The sequence below is a fragment of the Propionibacterium sp. genome, assembly GCF_047719395.1.
GTDB lineage: Bacteria > Actinomycetota > Actinomycetes > Propionibacteriales > Propionibacteriaceae > Propionibacterium.
Genome location: NZ_JBDNTB010000054.1, coordinates 1 through 18,322, shown reverse-complemented (window position 1 = coordinate 18,322; position 18,322 = coordinate 1). Strand labels below are relative to the sequence as shown.

The 18,322-nt window shown below is 65.5% G+C and carries 16 protein-coding genes and 1 pseudogene; 9 read left to right on the top strand and 8 right to left on the bottom strand.

Annotation, left to right across the window (positions count from 1 at the left end):
* Positions 1 to 654: 654 nt before the first annotated feature.
* On the top strand, positions 655 to 2,577 hold the full coding sequence (locus ABF648_RS09775; RefSeq protein WP_415632097.1) for a heavy metal translocating P-type ATPase: 1,923 nt from the start codon (positions 655 to 657) through the stop codon (positions 2,575 to 2,577).
* Here ABF648_RS09775 and ABF648_RS09770 read toward each other — a convergent pair.
* From ABF648_RS09770 to ABF648_RS09760, 3 genes are read right to left on the bottom strand one after another with little or no spacing between them, the layout of a single operon-like run.
* Complete coding sequence (locus ABF648_RS09770) at positions 2,500 to 3,075, bottom strand: TetR/AcrR family transcriptional regulator (RefSeq protein ID WP_415632096.1); 576 nt, start codon at positions 3,073 to 3,075, stop codon at positions 2,500 to 2,502. The genes ABF648_RS09775 and ABF648_RS09770 overlap by 78 nt on opposite strands.
* Positions 3,076 to 3,084: 9 nt before the next feature.
* Entirely contained in the window at positions 3,085 to 6,042 is a 2,958-nt protein-coding gene (locus tag ABF648_RS09765) for a YhgE/Pip family protein (protein ID WP_415632095.1), read from the bottom strand.
* A complete protein-coding gene (locus tag ABF648_RS09760) occupies positions 6,043 to 6,741 on the bottom strand; it encodes an ATP-binding cassette domain-containing protein (protein WP_415632094.1) in 699 nt (232 codons plus the stop codon).
* Between the two features lie 191 nt (positions 6,742 to 6,932).
* On the opposite strand from ABF648_RS09760, the gene rph reads away from it, so the two are divergent.
* From rph to ABF648_RS09735, 5 genes and pseudogenes are all read left to right on the top strand, one after another.
* Positions 6,933 to 7,694: a ribonuclease PH gene (rph, locus tag ABF648_RS09755; protein WP_415632093.1), complete on the top strand. Its 762-nt coding sequence runs from the start codon at positions 6,933 to 6,935 to the stop codon at positions 7,692 to 7,694.
* Positions 7,691 to 8,311: pseudogene (gene rdgB / locus ABF648_RS09750) on the top strand (RdgB/HAM1 family non-canonical purine NTP pyrophosphatase); the annotation flags it as partial. The gene rph and the pseudogene rdgB, both read left to right, overlap by 4 nt.
* A 213-nt stretch (positions 8,312 to 8,524) precedes the next feature.
* Complete coding sequence (locus ABF648_RS09745; protein WP_415632092.1) at positions 8,525 to 9,337, top strand: thymidylate synthase; 813 nt, start codon at positions 8,525 to 8,527, stop codon at positions 9,335 to 9,337.
* Positions 9,338 to 9,362: 25 nt separating this feature from the next.
* Positions 9,363 to 9,884, top strand: coding sequence for a dihydrofolate reductase (locus ABF648_RS09740; RefSeq protein ID WP_415632091.1), 522 nt, complete (start codon positions 9,363 to 9,365; stop codon positions 9,882 to 9,884).
* 5 nt (positions 9,885 to 9,889) lie between these two features.
* Positions 9,890 to 11,302, top strand: coding sequence for a DNA polymerase IV (locus ABF648_RS09735; RefSeq protein ID WP_415632090.1), 1,413 nt, complete (start codon positions 9,890 to 9,892; stop codon positions 11,300 to 11,302).
* On the opposite strand, the gene ABF648_RS09730 is transcribed toward ABF648_RS09735, so the two are convergent.
* Genes ABF648_RS09730 through ABF648_RS09710 form a run of 5 tightly spaced genes read right to left on the bottom strand, consistent with a single transcriptional unit; the run spans position 11,299 to position 14,965 of the window.
* Complete coding sequence (locus ABF648_RS09730) at positions 11,299 to 11,823, bottom strand: nucleoside-triphosphatase (RefSeq protein ID WP_415632089.1); 525 nt, start codon at positions 11,821 to 11,823, stop codon at positions 11,299 to 11,301. The genes ABF648_RS09735 and ABF648_RS09730 overlap by 4 nt on opposite strands.
* A complete protein-coding gene (locus tag ABF648_RS09725; RefSeq protein WP_415632088.1) occupies positions 11,820 to 12,503 on the bottom strand; it encodes a class I SAM-dependent methyltransferase in 684 nt (227 codons plus the stop codon). The genes ABF648_RS09730 and ABF648_RS09725 overlap by 4 nt, the downstream gene beginning before the upstream one ends.
* Entirely contained in the window at positions 12,484 to 13,269 is a 786-nt protein-coding gene (locus tag ABF648_RS09720) for a Rossmann-like domain-containing protein (RefSeq protein WP_415632087.1), read from the bottom strand. The genes ABF648_RS09725 and ABF648_RS09720 overlap by 20 nt, the downstream gene beginning before the upstream one ends.
* Positions 13,266 to 14,282 (bottom strand): ATP-binding cassette domain-containing protein, encoded by a 1,017-nt coding sequence (locus tag ABF648_RS09715; RefSeq protein ID WP_415632086.1) that lies wholly within the window; start codon positions 14,280 to 14,282, stop codon positions 13,266 to 13,268. The genes ABF648_RS09720 and ABF648_RS09715 overlap by 4 nt, the downstream gene beginning before the upstream one ends.
* Entirely contained in the window at positions 14,279 to 14,965 is a 687-nt protein-coding gene (locus ABF648_RS09710; RefSeq protein ID WP_415632085.1) for a GTP-binding protein, read from the bottom strand. Before ABF648_RS09710 ends, ABF648_RS09715 begins: the two co-directional genes overlap by 4 nt.
* Positions 14,966 to 15,127: 162 nt before the next feature.
* On the opposite strand from ABF648_RS09710, the gene ABF648_RS09705 reads away from it, so the two are divergent.
* From ABF648_RS09705 to ABF648_RS09695, 3 genes are all read left to right on the top strand, one after another.
* Entirely contained in the window at positions 15,128 to 16,132 is a 1,005-nt protein-coding gene (locus tag ABF648_RS09705) for a FecCD family ABC transporter permease (protein WP_415632084.1), read from the top strand.
* Positions 16,129 to 17,004 carry an ABC transporter ATP-binding protein gene (locus tag ABF648_RS09700; RefSeq protein WP_415632083.1) on the top strand — a complete coding sequence of 292 codons (876 nt, stop codon included), beginning with the start codon at positions 16,129 to 16,131 and terminating at the stop codon, positions 17,002 to 17,004. The genes ABF648_RS09705 and ABF648_RS09700 overlap by 4 nt, the downstream gene beginning before the upstream one ends.
* A gap of 110 nt (positions 17,005 to 17,114) precedes the next feature.
* Complete coding sequence (locus ABF648_RS09695; RefSeq protein WP_415632082.1) at positions 17,115 to 18,215, top strand: ABC transporter substrate-binding protein; 1,101 nt, start codon at positions 17,115 to 17,117, stop codon at positions 18,213 to 18,215.
* Positions 18,216 to 18,322 lie beyond the last annotated feature (107 nt).

Genomic DNA, 18,322 nt, shown 5'->3' with positions numbered 1-18,322 from the left:
CCCCCCCCCCCCCCCCCCCCCCCCCCCCCCCCCCCCCCCCCCCCCCCCGCCCCCGCCCCCCCCCCCCCCCCCCCCCCCCCCCCCCCCCCGACCAGTCCTCGAGAGGCCATCCCGTCGAGGTCCTCAGCATCGACGACGGCGACGCGGCGACCGGTACGCCGGGCTTCGTCGACATCGTCACGTCAACTGATTCCCGGACACCCCAGGATTCGTGACTGTTTTCCCTTCCACCGGCCACCACCGCATGTCCACGGGAAGTGGTTTCCCGATATGTCCGTGTCGATTCGCGGGACCGCCTGGATCCGGTGCGGAAACCCACAACCTCATGTCGGGATTTCGACCACACCGGTCACGATTTCCACGGAAATTCCCGTTGATCCTCGGTATTGCCATGCCTCGGCGCGGTGCAGCCCAACCAAGGGCACCCATGAATGTGATCGAATTTGATCCCGCCATCCCCTCCGGGAATTGTCGCGAGCGCAACGGAATTCCTTCCGGTCTCCGTGACGAATGCAATTCAGGTGAGATCGGGGAACTGAGGGAAGCCTTTCCTGAATTCCCGAGATGAGGTCAGGCTTTCCTTGCTGGAAATGCATCGGACAACGAGAGATCCTTGGCCACATGCGAGGTCTGCGGTTCATGAGGAATTATCCGATGGTTTTACTCACCCTTGTGCTCGGATTGTGCGCGATGTCGCTCTCGCTCGCCGGGTGGACGATTCCGGCGCGCGGGCTGCTCGTCTGCAACGCAGGCGTGGTGGTGGGTTGGAAGATCTGGTCGATGATCCGTGAGCTGCGCCATGGCCACCTGGGTCTGGACCTGCTCGCTGCGGTGGCGATCGTCGCCACCCTTCTCGTCTCGGAGTTCTGGGCCGCCTGGATCATCGCCCTCATGATCACCAGCGGCGCAGCGCTCGAGGACTATGCGAACTCCCGTGCCAGGCGCGACCTCGGCGCCCTGCTCGACAGGGCTCCGCGGGTGGCGCACCGGGTCGGAGCCGGAGGCACGCCCGAGGACATCCCAGCCGCCGACGTGGTGGTCGGCGATCTCATCGTCGTGCGTCCCGGGGAGGTAGTGCCGGTGGACGGCACCGTGGTGGATGCCGCTGCCAGTTTCGACGAGTCCTCGACCAGCGGGGAACCCCTGCCCGTGGAGCGGGAGGTGGGCGATGTCGTCCTGTCCGGCGCCGTCGTCGAACAGAGGGCATGCCGGATCCGCGCCGTGGCGCGTGCGGCAGACAGCCAGTACCAGCAGATCGTCGACCTGGTGGCAGGTGCGGCCGAGAGCCGTTCCCCCATGGTCCGGCTCGCCGATCGCTATGCCGTGCCCTTCACCATCGTGGCGCTGCTCATTGCCGGGCTCGGGTGGTGGCTGTCGGGTGATCCGGTCCGCTTCGCCGAGGTCCTCGTGGTGGCCACGCCGTGCCCCCTGCTCATTGCAGCACCGGTGGCCTTCCTGGCCGGAATGAGCAGAGCTGCGAGCAGCGGCGTGGTCATGCGTTCAGGAACCGCCCTGGAGAAACTCGCCCGCGTGCGCACCATGGCGTTCGACAAGACGGGCACGCTCACCTACGGACATCCCACCGTGGTGGGTGTCGAGCCCGAGCCCGGGACCACGCCGGAACAACTCCTGTCTTCGGCCGCGGCTCTCGAAGCCGCATCCGGCCATGTGCTCGCCGGGGCTGTCGTGTCCGCCGCCCGGGACCGGGGGCTGCCGGAGCTTTCCGCCGACCGTGTCGAGGAGACCACAGGAGCGGGTGTCCAGGGAGAGGTCCAGGGCCATCTGGTCGTCGTCGGCCGCGCCGACCACGTGGAGACCGTCACAGGCCACCGTGTCCCCCAGCATCCGCTCGCCCAGGGCCAGATCGCCATCCACGTCGGTGACGACGAGGCGTATCTGGGCCGGATCCTGCTCAGCGACGAGCTTCGGGGCAACGTGCCCGCAACCCTGGATGTGCTGACCGGGCTGGGAATCCGCAATGTCGTCATGCTCACCGGGGACGGGCCGGTCACCGCCCATCACATCGCCGAGCAGGCCGGGATCACCCAGGTCAAGGCCGGGCTGATGCCCGCCGGAAAGGTGGAGGCGGTCACCTCGATGCCCGACCGTCCGGTCGCGATGGTCGGCGACGGCATCAACGACGCACCCGTCCTGGCGGCGGCAGACGTCGGCGTCGCCATGGGCGCGAAAGGCGCCACTGCGGCCAGCGAGTCCGCCGAAGTTGTCATCCTGGTCGACGACATCAGCCGGGTCGCAACGGGCCTCACCATCGCGCGACGCACCGTGCACGTCGCTCTCACAGCCGTCTGGCTAGGCATGGGGTTGAGCCTTGGGCTCATGATCTTCGCGGTGTGGGGATGGCTGCCGGCCCTGGCCGGGGCGCTCCTCCAGGAGGTGGTGGACCTGGTGTCCATCCTCACCGCCCTGCGTGCCGTGCGGCCCGGACGCCAGGAGGCCGTCCTGGAGAATCTCCACATCCCGGACGCCCAGGCTGGCGCCTCAGCCGCCGACCAGTCCCAGCGCGGCGAAGACCTCGTCACGCACCTGGGCGTAACTCAGTTCCGGGTGGAACAGTAGCCACTCCAGACCGGCAGTCAGGGTGGCGCCGATGACCGCCGCCGCAGCGATCCGGTCGACGGGCGTCACGGTGCCTTCCCGGTCGGGGGCAAGCGGGCCCATCATGGCGTCGCGCCAGGTGGACACCGATTCGCGCCAGGAACGCTCGGTGCGGAACACCTCCGAGACGAGCACGCGCGCCGCATCGGGGTGCCCGTGCACCTCGAGCAGCAGGGTCGAGACGACGGCCTCGGTGCGGGCATCCCCTTCCAGCCCTTCGGCGACCACCCGGATCGCCTCGGCAACCCGGGTGGTCTGTTCGTCCATGAGGGCTTCGACCAGTCCAGCCTTGGAGCCGAAGTTGTAGTACACGCTGCCCTTGGCGATGCCGGCCGACGTCGCGATGTCGTCCACCGAGGTGGTGGAGACACCACGGGTGGCGAACAGGTGTGTCGCAGCGGCGAGGATGGCGTCCCGGGTCGACGAGCGGCGGACGCCCGTCCCTTTCGACGAGGTCATGGTCGAAGGCTAGATGGACAGGGCCGGGTGCAGGCGCGAAAGGTTCCACATGCGCTTGCGGCTGGCGAGGATGGAGGACAGGGTCAGGGAGATCGCGAAGATTCCGACCAGGACCAGAACAGCTGTCCAGAATCTCGGTCCGATGCCACCGGTGATCGCCTCTCGCAGGCCGTTGACGACGTAGGTCATCGGCATCCATCGGCTCACCGCCTGGAAGAACCCCGGTTCTGTCTGGATCGGATAGGTGCCCCCTGCCGAAGCCAGCTGGAGCATCAGCACCGAGATGATGATGACCTTTCCGACTGCCGTGCCGAAGGCGATCTGCAGCATCTGCTGGAGGGCGAAGAATGCGGCGGCGACCAGGAAGGTGAACAGGATCGTTGCGATCCAGTTGTTGGCGTCCAGCCCGATCCCGAAGTGCATCACCGACAACATGATGAGCACCTGGCCGATGGCGAGGGTCAACGCGGAGTTCAGGGATCCCCAGGCCATCCGGAAACCGCTCACCGAGGTCATCAGGGCCCGCGACTGCAGCGGACGCAGCAACAGCCAGGTGATCAGGGCACCGACCCACAGGCCGAGGCCGATGAAGAAGGGTGCGAAGAACTCACCCCAGGACGCCGCCTTGTGCAGATAGCTGGTGGCCAGCTGCACCGGGGAACTGATCGCGGTGGAACGTGCCTGTTCCGTCCTGGCGTTGTCGTCGGGGATCTGTGAGCTGCCATCCTTGAGCTTCTGGCCGAGAGTGCCGCTGCCGGACTTGGCCTGGTCGAGACCATTGGTGAGCGAGGGTGCCTTGCCCGCCAGCGTCGCGGTGCCGGTCCTGAGCGTCTGCATGGAGCTGGAGATCTGCTGGGCGCCGTCGTCGAGCTGGCGGATGCCACTGACCAGTGTCGGCACCTGGCCGTTCAACTGGTCGGTACCCGCGGCCACCTGCTTTCCACCGGTGGCCAACTGGTCGACGCCGCTGCCCAGCGACGACGCTCCGGTGTTCAGTTGCTGGGCGCCGTCGTTGAGGGTTGTCGTCCCGTCGGACAGCTGCTGGGTCCCGGCCTGGATCGCCGTGGCACCGGAGACCAGCCCCTGGGTGGGGTCGGTGGCGGTGAAGGCGCCGGAGAGCTGCTGGGCGCCGGAATTCAACTGGTCGATCTGGGTCTTGCCATTCACCACCTGCTGGGCGCCGGAAGTGAGCTGGGTTGAACCGTCGCCGAGCTTCTTGGCCGAGTCGCCGAGGGTGCCCGAACCCGAGGAGAGCTTCTGCTGCGCCCCGGACAAGGTGGCCAGGCCTTGCGCCAGTTCCCCGGATGAGCCTGTCGCAGAATTCAGCTGATTCGCGCCGTCAGCCAACTTTTTCGCACCGGCGGAGGCGTCGGCCACACCACTGCCCAGCCTGCCGGCACCGGTGTTCACCTCGCCGGCTCCGGCGCTGAGCTGATTCGCCCCGCTGTTGACGGTGGAGGCGGCGCTGTCGTCGGAATAGATGCCGTTCTGCACGGCGCTTGCGCCGGCGGCGAGGTGCTGTGCATCTGTCTGGGCGCCGGGACCGGTGCTGTCCATGACGGCCTGCAGGACAGCCTCTGCCTTCTGGGTGTCACCGGCGGCGATCAGACCCTTTGCAGTGGTCGCGGCATCATTGATCGAGCTCAGCTGCCCGGCGAGCCCGCCGGTTCCTGCGGCGACCTGGCTGGCTCCCTGGTAGAGATCTGACTCCTTGCCCGTCCTGGCTGCGAGATCGTTCGCACCGGCAGCCAGTGACGAGGCGCCGGAGGCGACGTCTGATGCCCCCGTGGACGCGGTGGAAAGCCCGTCAGACAGAGACGTCGCTCCGTCGGAGAGAGCCTTGGTTGCTGATTGGGCAGATCCCATCCAGGTCTGTGCTCCCGACTGCCACTTGGCGGCACCCGAGGAGTAGTCGCCGGCGCCCTGCGCGAACTGAGTCGCGCCGGTGGAGTAGTCGGTCGCTCCGTTGGCGAAGGTGGTGACTCCGCCGGCCAGTGTGGAGAACTGCGAATCGAGATTCTGTGTGCCGGCTGCAATCTGCTGTGCACCCGTGGAGGCCTTCTTGACGCCGTTCACGTACTGCTGTTGGGAACCGTTGAGCTGCGAGGCACCCGAGGCGGCCTGCTGGGTGCCGGCCGCCAGGGACGACACGCCGTTGACCAGTGCCGGGGTCCGAGCCTGCAACTGGCCCAGACCATCGGCCAGCTGCTGGGCGCCATTGTTCAGGGCCGACGCGCCGGCGGGCAGCGCGGACACCTGGTTCGCCGCGCTTGCCGTTCCGGCGGCCAGCTGGCCAGCTCCCTGAGCCAGCGCTGTGGCACCCTGGTCCAGCTGCGTGGCGCCGACACTGAGCTGCTGTGAGCCGTCCTCGGCGGTCTTCAGCCCGTCTTCCAGGACGAAGGCGCCGTCCGACGCATCCGAGAACCCGCTGCGAGCGCTGCTCAGACCGACGACCAGGGTCTTGGTTGCCTGCTGACTGATCTGCTGGGAGATCACGTCGCGGATCTGGACCATGGCGTTGGAGCCCAGCTCGGTGGCGAGGAAGGAGTTGGAGTCGTTGTACTTCACCTGGAGCTCGGCCGCAGTGGGGTTGCCCGCGCCCAGCGAGGCGACGTCGTCGGAAAAGGTGGACGGAATTGTCACCGAGAAGTAGTACTTTCCGGTCTTCACGCCGTCATTGGCCGTCTGGGCGTCCACCTGTCTCCAGCCCAGCGGCCTCTGGTCGATGAGCTTGTCGACAACCTGGTTACCAGCGGCCAGCGTCTGGCCGTTGCTCGACACGGGAACGTCCTCGTTGACAAGTGCCACCGGCAGATCACTCAGACGCTCGGTCGGGTTCCAGAAGGCCCAGACGTACATCGCGCCGTAGAGCAGCGGGATGAGCAGGAGCACGGCGATTGCTCCCCGGGTGATGGGTTTGCGGAAGAACCTCTTGAGTTCGGTTCCGTGTGATGTCCAGGCGAACATTCAGGACTCCTTCGCCGCGTCGGTCATGGTCAGGTCAAGGTGTGCGGGTGGTGCAGACCAGGCGATCCGCTCCAATCCCTGGGTGCCTGTCGTCGAGGCCACGACGGTGATCCCGGTGGCAGCGATGGCGTCGAGACGCGACCACAGCAGGTCGCGTTCCCCGATGTCGTGGAGCTGGTCTATCGAGTCGACGGCGATGAGTTCGGGGTTGCTGGCGAGTGCCAGGGCGATGCGCAGCAGAAGATTGGATGACTCGCTGAGTTTGTAGACGCGGGTTCGCCCGGTCGGGATCGGCACGTCACCGAATGCCAATTCGCACAGCTGCTGGATCTGCTCGTCGGAGGGAATGCGCACGATGTGGTACCAGGGAGCCAGCCAGGCGAGCCTCTCCCTGACCGTGGCGCGCACGGTGACGACATCGTCCAGGTCGTCGAGGCCGCCCACGCCCATCACCGAACTGTGGTGCTGCACCCACCGTGCGTCGCCGGGCAGCCAACGGTCCAGCACCCGCAGCTGGGAGGGCTCGGACGGCTTCATCCTGCCGGTGAAGGTGAGCATCAGCGTCGACTTGCCACTGTCGGGAGGGCCGCTGACGATTCCGAGCCGGCCCAGTTCCAGGCTCCAGTCGAGTGGGCCGTAGACCATTCCTCGCTTGCTCCGAAGCTGGAGATCCCTCGTCTCGATAGCGAACTGCGTCATCACGTGCTCCCGTTCTCGTACAAACGACGATTACCATACTGACCGGTCAGACCAAAACGTGAATCCCATCACAGTTCGGACAAGGGGACATGGTGCGGGACGCGGATCCGTGGGGCGAGGAGTGCTCCGGTACCGCATGGAAGCTGGCAGTCATTGGTCCCGCCGGGGGACACGCAGGTAGGTTTGACGATGTGTCTGAAACCATTTCTTCCGTGGCCCGGGCCGACGGGCGAGCGCTCGACCAGATGCGCCCCGTCACCATCACCCGCCACTGGCTGGACCACGCCGAGGGCTCCTGCCTCATCGAGTTCGGGCGCACCCGCGTGCTCGTCGCAGCCTCTGTCACCGAGGGGGTACCGCGCTGGCGGCGCGGATCCGGGCTCGGCTGGGTGACCAGCGAGTACGAGATGCTTCCCCGAGCCACCAACACCCGCAATGACCGCGAATCGCGCAAGGGCAGGGTGGGCGGCCGCACCCACGAGATCAGCCGGCTGATCGGTCGCAGCCTGCGTGCGGTCATCGATTACAAGGCGCTCGGCGAGAACACAATCGTCATGGACTGCGATGTGCTCCAGGCCGACGGCGGAACCCGCACCGCATCCATCACCGGCGCCTACGTGGCCCTGCACGACGCGGTGGACTGGCTGCGTGACCGCAATGCCCTTGTCGCGGAGCCGCTGACCGGCTCGGTCTCCGCGATCTCAGTGGGCATCGTGCACGGCATTCCGATGCTCGACCTGGCCTACGACGAGGACTCCCACGCCGACGTGGACATGAACATCGTGTGCACAGGCAGCGGCGACTTCGTCGAGGTGCAGGGCACTGCCGAGGGTGCACCCTTCAACCGGCCCCTGCTCGGTTCACTGCTCGACCTCGGCGAGGCGGGCTGTCGTACGCTGGTCGAGGTGCAGCAAAGGGCCCTCGATGCCCCCGACGGAAAGGCGCAGTCATGACCGCTCGCGTCCTGCTGACAACCGGCAACGGCAAGAAGCTCACCGAGCTCCGTCGCATCATCGAGGAATACGAGATGGATGTCGACGTCATCTCGCTGAAGGACATCGAGACCTATCCCGAGCCCGACGAGACGGAATGGACATTCGCCGGCAACGCACTCATCAAGGCGCGGCAGGGCATGATCCACAGCGGACTTCCCTCCCTGGCCGACGATTCCGGGATCTGCGTGGACGCGCTGGGCCACATGCCCGGCGTGCGCAGTTCCCGATGGAACGGCCCGGAGGAGGAGGACATCGCCAACCTGGAACTCGTGCTGCGCCAGGTGGAGGACGTTCCCCGTGGCCGCCGCCAGGCCCAGTTCGTGTCGGTGATGGCGCTGGTCATGCCGAACGGCAAGGAATTCACCACCCGCGGTGTCATGACCGGTCATCTCACGACTCGTCCGAAGGGCTCCCACGGCTTCGGCTACGACCCGATCTTCGTGCCCGACGACCAGGTGCCCGATGCCGAGGGCAGGCTGCGCACCACCGCCGAGATGACGGCCGACGAGAAGGACGCGATCAGTCATCGCGGTCGTTCGGTGCGCGCGATGCTGCCGATCCTGGCTCGTCAGCTCGGGCTGCCGGTGCCTGAAGGGCTTCCTGAGGAAGCGGAGGAACTGGACCTGCCGGGCGCCGATCACGACGGCCCTGAGACGTCCCTGCCGCCCAGCGAGTGGACCGCGTCGATTCCGATCATTCCGCGCAAGCGGCCAGCCACCGATCCGGCCCGGCCCCAGGCGAATCGGGCCGAGCCTTCCAGCGGTGTGACTCCCCTGGAGCCCTGAGTCATGAAGCAGTACCTCGACCTGCTGTCCAAGGTGATGGACGAGGGCGTCGACAGGTCGGACCGTACCGGCACCGGAACTCGCAGCATCTTCGGTTACCAGATGCGCTTCCGCCTGGCGGACGGTTTTCCGCTGCTCACGACGAAGAAAGTGTTCACTCGCGGCGTCTTCGGCGAGCTGCTGTGGTTCCTGCGCGGCGACACCAACATCGGCTGGTTGCATGAGAACCACATTCACATCTGGGACGAATGGGCCGACGAGAACGGCGACCTCGGCCCGATCTATGGGCACCAGTGGCGCAGCTGGCCCGACTATCACGGCGGCCACATCGACCAGCTCGCCCGGGTGATCGAGCAGATCAGGCAGCACCCGGATTCCCGGCGGCTGGTGGTGTCGGCCTGGAATGTCGCCGAGGTGGGGGACACGGCCCTGCCGCCGTGCCACATGCTCTTCCAGTTCTACGTGACCCCGGGCGCAGGTGGCGAGCCGGGCAGGCTGAGCTGCGGGCTCTACCAGCGCAGCGCCGACCTGTTCCTGGGTGTGCCCTTCAACATCGCCAGCTATGCCCTGCTCACCCACATGGTCGCCCAGGTCTGCGGCCTGGGGGTCGGCGACTTCGTGCACACCCTGGGCGATGCGCACATCTATCGCAACCACTTCGACCAGGTGCGTGAACAGCTGTCCCGCACGCCGAAGGCCCTGCCCACGCTGCGGCTCAACCCCGATGTGCATGAGATCGACGGTTTCGAGCTCGAGGACATTATCCTGGAGGGCTATGACCCCTGGCCGGCCATCAAGGCGCCGGTCGCGGTCTGAGCTGTTGGCGAACAGGAGCGCAGAGATGGCAGCACAGCTGATCGCCATTGCAGTGGTGGCCGCCAATGGTGTCATCGGCGACGGACGGGACCAGCCCTTCAAGTTCACAGAGGACTGGGCGCGCTTCAAGAGAACGACCATGGGGCATCCGATGGTGATGGGACGCACCACCCATGACGCCATGGGGCTGCTCCCCGGACGCACCAGCATCGTCGTGAGTCATGACCCTCACACGGTGAAATGGCCCGATGCGATGCCTGAAGGCTCGCGCGGGATTGCCGTCAGCTCGGTGGAGAGCGCTCTGGCGCGAGCCCTGGAGCTCGATGACCTGGTCTTCGTGATCGGCGGTGGCCAGATCTACAAGGCCTGCTGGCCGTGGCTCACCGGGCTGGACATCACCGAGGTGCACTCCGAGGCTGCGGGGGAGGTGATGTTCCCCGTGATCGGCGACGACGAATGGCGTGAGGCCTCCCGGGAACCGAAGGGCGAATTCGACTTCGTCAGCTACCACCGCATCGGGCAGGCCAGGCCACTGCCCGGCCGTTGAGCCCGATGCGTGGCAGCGCCGGCGTCCTGCATCTGGATCTGGATGCCTTCTTCGCCTCCGTCGAGCAACGTGACAAGCCCTCTCTGCGTGGTAAACCGGTGATCGTCGGTGGGCTGGGCGGGCGAGGAGTGGTGGCCACCGCCAGCTACGAGGCGCGCACCCTCGGGGTGCACTCGGCCATGAGCACGGCCCAAGCCCGTCATCTCGCGCCACACGCTGCCTATCTGACGCCGCGCTTCGAGGCATATCGCCAGTCCAGCGGCATCGTCATGGCGCTGCTGGGCGAGTTCAGCCCGCTGGTGGAACCGCTGAGCATCGATGAGGCTTTCGTGGACCTGGATGCCGGCGGCCACGACACCGCACCCGATGCCCTGGCCCGGCTGGTCGGGGAACTGCGCGAAGAGATCGCCCTTCGCACCGAGGGCCTGCACGCTTCGGTGGGCGTGGGCTCGAGCAAGCTCATCGCCAAACTGGCCTCCGAGGCCGCCAAACCTGACGGTTCGCGCATCATCGCACCCGGCGAAGAACTCGATTTCCTGGCTCCCCTGAGCGTGCGGGCAGTGCCGGGCATCGGCCCGGCCACCACCGACAAGCTCAACCGGTTGGGCATCCGCACCGTCGCCGACCTGCGCCGGGCCCGCGAGCACGAGCTGGTCCATGAGCTGGGGCATTCGGTGGGCGAGGGGCTGCACGACATGGCGTTCGGTCAGGATGATCGGCCCGTCGGGCCGCGCGGTGAGGCGAAGTCCATCTCGGTGGAGGACACCTTCGCCGAAGACCTCACCGAGGCCTCGCAGGTGGCCGGGGTCGTGCAGCGCGATGCGGCACTGGTCTCATCGCGGCTTGTCAGCGCGGGATTGTTCGCCCGCACCGTCACGCTCAAGGTGCGGATGGCCGACTTCACGACGCTATCGCGGTCACGCACTCTCCTGGGTGCCACCGACAACCCCGAGCGGATTGCGGCAGTCGCCAATTCTCTGGTGACAGGCATCAACCTCCGTGAGGGCATCCGGCTGGTCGGGGTGGGTGTTGCCAACTTCGTGCAGGCTGCCCAGGAGGAGCTGTTCGTCGCCGAAGAACCCCAGGATGCTGAGGCCGGCGTGCGCGAGGTGCGCAACGAGGCACCGGTACCACGGCACCAGATTCTCGGCTATCCGGCCGGAATCGACGTGCACCACGAGCAGTGGGGGCGCGGCTGGGTTTGGGGCTCCGGACATGGCGTGGTGACCGTCCGCTTCGAGAGCCGGGACAGCGGTGTCGGCCCGGTGCGTTCTCTGCCGATGGATGATGAGCAGCTGAGCCGAGCCGAGATCCTGCCGATGACCTGGGCCAGCAAGGACATGAGGGACGCCCCCGCGAAAGGCCCCGGTTGGCGCCGCCGCTCCGGAGGAATCCCTCGCGAGGACGGGGCCGACTAGCACTGGGCCGAGAGCTCGTCACAGACCACATCGACCAGGGAATCGCGGTTCTCCAGCGTGACCGCATGCACCATCACACCAGGGTGGCCGGATATCGCATCCATCCACGGGTGGCCGCGCTCTTTCAGCACCCCCAGCACCGGGATGTCCTGATCGAGGCAGTCGAGCACTGCGTGCTGGAACAACAAGGCCTCACGTTCCATGCTGCCCAGTTCATCCATCAGGATGACCTCGGCCCACGGAAGACTCGCGGCCAGGCACGCAGGACCGCATTCGTCGAAGGCGGCCGTATCGGGCACGGGAGGCTCACCCGGCTGGCCGAACCGGGCCACGACATTGGCTTCCACAAGAGGCGGCGGTTCGACCCACGCCGGCACCAGGAACAGCGAACGGTGCGGCACGCCCCGTTCGACTCCGAATGTGGTGAGAAAACCGCCGGCCTTCACACCGAGCCGGGACACCACCCGGCTCACTGCGGTGCTTTTCCCAATCCCGATCTCCCCGGTGAGAAAGACATTCATCGCCGCCCGCCCTCGATGACGAAGACGCCCATGGAGCGCTGCTTGGGCAGATAGCAGGTGAACGGCGGCTCGTCGATGTCCACCAGGCGTGCAAGCAGGTTGGCCCTGCGCTGCGCAGTGCCGTCACCGGGGTGGTATTCGGCGATGTAGCGCGCCGCATCGCGGCGGTCGATGCATGGCTGGCCGAATTCCAGTGTCACATGCTCCACCTGGTAGCGGATGCCCGCCTCGTCGAGGCGACTTCGCAGCCGCTCGGCATCGGTCCCCTTTCTGTGCTCGTGGGTCGCATGCGCCCATGTGGTCACGCAGATCAGACGACGGCAGCGTTCCAGCCACTGCCCAACCTGGGAGGCACCGAAATAGGACGCCAGCATCACATCGGCTGTCAGATCCAGCTGCGAGGCGTCCCCACGAAGTGTCGTGATATTGCTGATCCCCTTGTCATCAGCATCTTCGGCCAGCGACGCGAGGGCCTTCTCGCTCACATCGACACATGTGACGTGCTCAACCAGGGGCGCGAGTTCGAGAGAAATCAGGCCCAGCCCGCATCCGATGTCGGTCAGGATGGGTTGGCCCTGCACCACTGGGCGCAGGTAGTAGCTGAGCAGCCGGTGGTATCCGGTGAAAGCACTGGAATCCCGGAACCATCGGATCGTGTCGTCATGCCAGCTGATAGGCACCGCCGCTCTCCTCCCTTGCGAAACGCAGGCTGACCTTCTGCCCACAGGCGCTGAACCGCGCCTCGTCCTGGCCGGACACCAGCTGACGAGCGCGCCCCGGATCGATGACAACGAATCCGGACAGATCATCGATACCGTGGCCATTCAGCGTCGGCGCCAATGGCACGCCCGGCCCGACGAGCACAACCAGGGCACCCCCGGCCAGCTCGAGCAGCCGGGGTAGCACCTTGAACGGGATCGTCGCGGTGTTGAGCATCACGAGATCAGCACCAGGCAGCAGCCACTCCGCCGCGTACAACGGGTAGTCGCCCTCCTGGGGTTCGAACTCGAGCACGGCCAGATCGCAGACCGGCTCGTACAGCTGGGCCAAATAGTGGAAGTGGCCCACGACGCGCACAGTCTTGCCCCGGGCGAACTGCTGATAGCTGATGAACGGGTCGGCCAGCCGGTTGTTCGAGTGGCTGGAACGGTCCAGCGAAACACCGTGTGCGGCGGCCACCGCGGGTGCGTTGTAGTAGGAGCACAGTGCCGCCAGGCCAATCGAGGCTTCCTTCAGATTCCAGGACAGCACACCGCTCGCCAGGTCGCGCAGCGGCATGCCGATGCTCCGGTGGACGGAAACAGGTGGTCTGCCAGTCTGCCGGATCAGTGGCGCCAGACCCGTGCCCACAGTGCTGGAGACGAGCACTGTCCCGTCACCCACCAGCACATCGGTGACCTCGCACTCTTCCGGCAGGCCGTTGATGAGTTCCTCGTAGAGATTCACACCAGTTCTCCCACATCGTCGATGCTGATCCGATCACCGCGTCGCACCAGGGTGCGCACCAGTTTGAGTCGTGCATCGACACGCTCGAGGCGCTCCAGGGCAGCCGATTCCTGTGCGTCGGGGCGGATGACTGCACGGATACCGCCGCCTGCGATGACGATCCTCATGTCAGCATCGAGCGCGAGGATCGGGTCATGGGTGGAGACGAGCACGATCTTCTGCTCCCCGGCCAGCAGCCTGATGGCGCGAGAACGGTCGATGCCGGCATTCTCGATCTCGTCGATGAGCACGATAGGCGAGGCGCACAGGATGGCAGTGTCCGCGATCATGAGGGCGCGTGACTGGCCCCCGGACAACCGCGTCACCGGCGTGGCGGGCTCGAATTCCTCCCCGGCAAGGTCGTTCGCGCAGTCCAGGCATCGCGCCACCACATCGTGGGATGACTCGATGGCTCTGCTCTCGGCGTGCATGCACAAGAACTCCGAAGCACTGAGATCGAGCACGAAGTTCATGTTCTGCGACAGCTGGGCGACCAGGTCGCCCTCGAGGGCCAGGCGTTGCTCATCGTCGAGCGGTTCGCCGTTCACGAGCACGCGGCGGCCCGTCGGAGTGTCACCCTGGGCGAGGCATTCGATGTCTGCGAGCAACTGGCTCTTTCCCGAGCCGGTCGGCCCGACGATGCTGACCACCTGCCCGCGGTCGATCGTCAGCTCGGTGTTCTCAGGGGTGCCCGACTTGTCCCGTCCCCCGGTCACGGTGAGCCGGTTCACCTCCCGCCGCTCGGCAGCCAGGTCCGGGCCGAAGTCGACGAGCTCCGAGATCTGGACGACCAACTCGTCGGGGGAGAGGCCCTGCCGAGCCAGTTCGGCGCGTGCTGCGGCAAGCGCCTGGGGCATCGGCAGACCCGGCTCGAGTTCACCCACGCCGCAGACCCTGAGCATGTCACGGATGTCTGGAAATTTCCGCAGAAATTCCTCCGTGCTGGCCGTCCAGAAGAATTCCTGACCGGTCACGACAATTCCGAGCGTTTGATCATTCCCATTTGGAAAGCCGATCCGATCCGCGTTTCTCCGGTACAGTACGAGCACACTGAACTCGGGGTATTGAATCTCAGTTTCAATTCGCTCGCGCGATCGAGTTCTGGACTCATTTCCAGATGCTTTTCCATGATGAAAGAACCTTGCCCGGTGATTCCATTGACGGTGCGTACCGCAGCCCGCGGATTCGCCCGGCGCACATTGAGGCGGAATACCTCGCGCTCGGCCTGGGACACCAGATCGCTCTTGGTGATGACCACCACGTCAGCGAACCGGAGCAGCGGGCCGATCTTTCGTGGGGTCTGCACCCCCGACAGGTTGTCGATAACGCAGATACCCAGATGAGACCGTATATGAGGAGAACATCTGTTGCAGAGACCCGCACTCTCGGTGACAAGGAAATCGATGCCAATCTCCTCGCCCCAGCCGATCGCGTCTTCGACTGAGCATGCGAAATAATGATCGGGGCACATCTTCCCGGCCAGGCCGATCTTCACCGGAATGTTCTCAGCCGTATATCGTTCTCGGTCGAAAGAGGTCATGCAGTCAAATTTCACGACTGCCATCGACTTTCCCTTTTCGTCCAATACCCGACCCAGCTGGACGATCACCGATGTCTTCCCGGACGATGGCGGTCCGGCGACAGTGACCAACCTCATGAGCCGTGCTCGAGTTTGTTGCACATGTGTTATGGATCTCCTCATCGCTGAGATGCGCCGACGACGTATTGCCGCAGTGTAATCTCTTGCTCACCCCGGTTCGAGATGGTTTCACGAGAGGCAGGTCCGGTTCCATTGGCGGAATTCTTGCCCACTCCTGTGATGCGTCGCTGGTCATATCTTGGGCTCGGCCTGGCCTTCGTGGCTGCCATGCTTCTGGCCCTCAACATGGGCCGCTATCCGATCAGCCCGGCGCAGGTGCTGGTACTGCTGGCACCCGGAATCGAGCATCTGTTCCATGCCCCCGAGGTGCCTGCCCAGATGCAGCTCATCTTCTTCCAGGTGCGGCTGCCGCGCATCGTGATGGCCTGCCTGGTCGGTGCCGCGCAGTCGGGCGCCGGAGCCTCGTACCAGGGCATCTTCAAGAATCCGATGGCATCTCCCGACATCCTCGGGGCGACTGCCGGGGCGTCCTTCGGGGCTGCGCTCGCCCTGCTGAATCAGCAGTCCCACTGGGTGGTCGTGGGCAGCGCCTTCTGTTTCAGCCTCCTGGCGGTGGCTCTCGTGCTCGTCATCGGGCGACGTGCCCGGGGCGGCCGCATCCTGACTCTGGTGCTGGCCGGCATCATGGTCGGCTCGCTGTTCTCGGCCTGCACGTCCTTCACCAAGTTGGTCGCCGATCCCGACAACACGCTGCCTGCCATCACCTATTGGCTGATGGGCAGCCTCGCCACTGCAACACCTGCGGCGGTGCGCTTCGCGGCTCTGCCGATCGTGCTGGGCCTGGTGCCGCTGATCCTGTTGCGATGGCGGATGAACCTGCTCACCCTGGGCGACACCGAAGCCAGGGCAATGGGCATCAACACCGGCCGTCTGCGCGCCATCGTCATCGTCGCGGCGACCCTCATCACTGCCACGAGCGTGTCGGTGAGCGGGGTCATCGGATGGATCGGTCTCGTGATGCCGCACCTCACCCGACGGATCACCGGCAGCGACCTGAAGCATCTGCTGCCCGCGAGTCTGGTGATGGGGGCAATCTTCCTGCTGCTGGTCGACATCGTGTCCAGAACGCTGTGGACCTCGGAGATACCCCTGGGCATTCTCACCGCCTTCATCGGTGCGCCGTTCTTCCTCACCCTCATCCTCCGCGTGGACCGTGAACAATGAGGTTGCACACCAGTCATCTGTACTTCGGCTACGGAAAACACAGCGTTCTCAAGGACATCAACCTTGACCTCAGCGGTCCAGGCCTGGTGTGCCTGCTCGGCCCGAACGGGGTGGGCAAATCGACGCTGTTCGGCTGCCTGCTCGGCTCGCTGAAGGACTACCAGGGCGCCATCACCATCGACGACGAGGATCTCGGCTCCTACACGGCCGCCGCGCTGGCACGCCGGATCGCCTTTGTGCCGCAGGCCCAGACCAATGCCTTCGGATACTCGGTGGTGGACATGGTGCTGATGGCCACCGCGCCGATGCTCAGCGTGCTGCGCACTCCTGGCAAGCCCGAAGAGCTGGTGGCGATGGAGGCGCTCGAGAGAGTGCACATGACGCACCTGGCGCGCCGGGATTTCGCCACGCTCAGCGGTGGTGAGAAACAGCTGGTGCTGATCGCCAGGGGTCTGGCCCAGCAGTCGCCCATCGTCATCATGGACGAACCCACCGCGAGCCTCGACTACGGCAACCAGCTGCGGGTGCTGCAGGTGGTCCGCGCGCTGGCCGACACCGATCATCTCATCATCTGCTCCACCCACAATCCGGACCAGGCCTTGCAGTTCGGTGACCGTGCCGTGGCGCTCAAGGACGGTGCGGTCTGCGGGGAAGGGCCGCCGGTGGAGGTCGTGAACGAGAGGCTGCTCAAGGACCTCTACGGCGTGGACGTGCAGCTGACCGCTCTGCCCGGTTCGCCGGTTCCGGTGTGCGTGCCGCGGTTCTTGACGGAGCGCTTCTCGGATTCTTCCGTGACATGGGACGAGCACCGTGCGGGTCCGGCCACGAGTTCCCACAAGAATCGCGCAGATCCACCCACTCACCATCAATAGAGTCCTCGCGGACATCCGCGAGCAACCACAATGACTCGCGGACATCCGCGAATCACCACAATCATTCCGCGGGATCGCCCGCGGGCAGACAGGAGAAGAAAGAAGGAGACATGTTGATTCGCCATGGAAAACTCTGGGCGCGTCTGTTGGCCCTTGTCCTGCTGGCGCCGATGTTCGTCGCGTGCAGCCAGTCCACCCAGTCGTCCAATTCGGCGAGCGCCAGCAGCACTGCCAGCAGCTTCGCGTTCACCGATTCCGACGGCAGGGTCGTGGAGATTCCCACCCATGTGAAGACCATTGCACCGTCGGGGCCGTTGGCCCAGATGGTGTTGTTCGCGGTGGCTCCGGACAAGCTCGGTGGTCTCGGTTCCAAGTGGACCGATGAGGCCAAGCAATACATCCCGCAGAAGTACCAGGATCTGCCGGTCTTCGGGCAGCTCTACGGCGGTGGCGGCACGACCCTCAACAAGGAGGCGCTCGCCGCTGCGCATCCTGACCTCATCATCGATGTGGGGGAGAAGAAGAGCACCTCGACGCAGGACATGGACCAGTTGCAGAGCAGCCTGGGTATTCCCACCATCTTCATCGAGGCCTCGCTCGACACGATGCCGCAGGCCTTCCGCACACTCGGCAAGGTGCTGGACGAGAATGCACAGGGCGAGAAACTGGCGTCCTATTGCGACGAGATCTACTCGAAGACGAAGTCGACGATGGCCACCATCACTGACAAGAAGAAGGGCCTCTACGTCGTCAACGATTCTGGCACGAATGTACTTGCCAAGGGTTCCTTCCAGTCCCAGGTGCTCGATCTGATGACTGACAATGTCGCCGTCGTGGACAATCCTTCGGCAAGTGGCACCGGTAATCAGGTGAGCATGGAGCAGGTGGTCCAGTGGAATCCGGATGTGATCCTGTTCGGTAGTTCTGCGATGATCGGCACGGCCAGGACCGATCCGACGTGGTCGAGCCTGGCAGCGGTCAAGAGCAACAACATTTATCTGACACCGAGTCAGCCATGGAATTGGATTGCGTCACCGCCATCCATCAACCGTTACATGGGCATGGTCTGGCTCGGGTATCTGCTCTATCCGGATAAGTTCAATTACGACTTGCGGACCGAGACGAACCGTTTCTACCAGCTCTTCTACCATTCGGCAGAACTGACGGACGCCCAATACTCCAAGCTCACCGATCAGGCCACCAGGCACTGACCGACTGTTCAATTGCGCCGGGGGGGGGGGGGGGGGGGGGGGGGGGGGGGGGCCCCGGGGGGGGGGGGGGGGGGGGGGGGGGGGGGGGGGGGGGGGGGGGGGGGGGG